The sequence below is a fragment of the Mesorhizobium sp. M7A.F.Ca.MR.362.00.0.0 genome (assembly GCF_004023175.1).
GTDB lineage: Bacteria > Pseudomonadota > Alphaproteobacteria > Rhizobiales > Rhizobiaceae > Mesorhizobium.
This window is the reverse complement of the sequence record NZ_RZTF01000425.1, coordinates 3383-5273: the sequence shown is the minus strand read 5'-3', so window position 1 is coordinate 5273 and position 1891 is coordinate 3383. Positions and strand designations below refer to the sequence as shown.

The 1891-nt window shown below is 60.2% G+C and carries 2 protein-coding genes; one reads left to right on the top strand and one right to left on the bottom strand.

The annotated features are described in order from the left end of the window. Positions 1-49: 49 nt before the first annotated feature. A complete protein-coding gene (gene ppk2 / locus EOC06_RS31980) occupies positions 50-970 on the bottom strand; it encodes a polyphosphate kinase 2 (RefSeq protein WP_127270468.1) in 921 nt (306 codons plus the stop codon). A 270-nt stretch (positions 971-1240) separates the two neighbouring features. On the opposite strand from ppk2, the gene EOC06_RS44055 reads away from it, so the two are divergent. Further along, positions 1241-1891 (top strand): aldo/keto reductase (locus tag EOC06_RS44055; RefSeq protein WP_245470265.1); only part of this gene is annotated, 651 nt, incomplete at its 3' end.

Genomic DNA, 1891 nt, shown 5'->3' with positions numbered 1-1891 from the left:
TGCCGGCACCTTCTCCCCGTATAGTGACGGGGAGAAGGGAGCGGATCCATCAATACTTCTCCGGCACGTAGAGCTCGCGCGGCAGTACCTGGCGTTCGTATTCGGGGTTGAAGACGCGCTCCGGCAAAGTGATCTCCTCGTGCGGCACTTCCTCGTAAGGCAGCTGCTTGAGCAGATGGTCGATGCAGTTCAGCCGCGCACGCTTCTTGTCGTTGCCCTCGACGATGAACCAGGGCGCTTCCGGGATGTTGGTGCGGGCGAAGGTCTCTTCCTTGGCCTTGGTGTACTGCTCCCAGCGCACACGCGACTGCAGATCCATCGGCGACAGTTTCCACTGCTTCATTGGATCGTGGATGCGCATCAGGAAGCGCATCTGCTGTTCCTCGTCGGTGATCGAGAACCAGTATTTGACCACAGTGATGCCCGAGCGGACCAGCATGCGCTCGAATTCCGGCACGTCGTGGAAGAATTCTTCGACCTGATCGGGCTGGGCAAAGCCCATCACCCGCTCGACGCCCGAGCGGTTGTACCATGAGCGGTCGAACAGCACGATCTCGCCGCCGGCCGGCAGATGCGGGACATAGCGCTGGAAATACCATTGCGACTTTTCGCGCTCGGTCGGTGCCGGCAGTGCCACGACACGGCAGATGCGCGGGTTAAGCCGCTGGGTGATGCGCTTGATGACACCGCCCTTGCCGGCCGAATCGCGTCCCTCGAAGATCACCACCAGCTTCTTCTTGTGGTAGGCGACCCAGGACTGCAGCTTGATCAATTCGGACTGCAGGGTGATCAGGTCGCGAAAATATTGCATGCGATCGATCGAAGGCGGATGCGAGTTCTTGTAGATCTTGGCGATCTCCATCGACAGCGCCGGCTCCGACATTTCGAGCTCATAGTCTTCGTCGAGCGTGTCGGCGAGTTCGGCTTCAAGCCAATCCCGGGCCGGAGAATTCTGTTTTAGCTCGGTCATTATCGGCTGCTCCACTTGCAAGCTCTGTCGATTCAGGTCCGGCGCCACAAACTCCGGCTTACAGCCCGGAACGGCAACCCCTGAGCCGACTTCAATATAGGCCTGCAATGACGGTTTTATTGCAGCCTGAGCGTGATCGCCGCCGCTGCCAATCCCGCCAGGCATGATCGATCCGGCGTCCTGGCATGGCGACAAGTCGCGCAAATTGTCCTACAAATAGCGGCCACATTCGGGCACCCCCCCTTTCTCAACGCAATCGCGAGGATCGACATGGAATACCGCACCCTCGGCCGTTCCGGCCTGAAAGTTTCGACGCTGACCATGGGGACCATGACGTTCGGCGGCGCCGGCGCGTTTTCGGCTGTCGGCAAGACCGATCTCGACGAGGCGCGCCGGATGATCGATCTCTGCATCGACGCCGGCATTAATGTCATCGACACCGCCAACGTCTATTCGAATGGCATTTCCGAAGAAATCATCGGCGAAGCGCTCGGCGGCAAGCGCAAGGGCGACGTGCTGATCGCCTCCAAGGCACGGATGCGGATCGGCAAAGGCCCGAACGATGAAGGCCTGTCACGCCATCACCTGATCCGAGAATGCGAGAAGAGCCTGAAGCGGCTCAGGACAGACGTCATCGACATCTATTTCCTGCACGAATGGGATGGCGTGACACCGCTGGAGGAAACCATCTCCGCGCTCGACACGCTGGTTGCCCAGGGCAAGATCCGCTATGTCGGCTGCTCCAACTATTCCGGCTGGCAGGTGATGAAGGCGCTCGGCATCAGCGACAGCCATCATCAGCCGCGCTTCGTCACGCAGCAGATCCATTACACGCTGGAAGCGCGCGAGGCGGAGTACGAGTTGCTGCCGATTTCCGTCGACCAGGGGTTGGGCGTCCTGGTCTGGAGCCCGCTTGCCGGC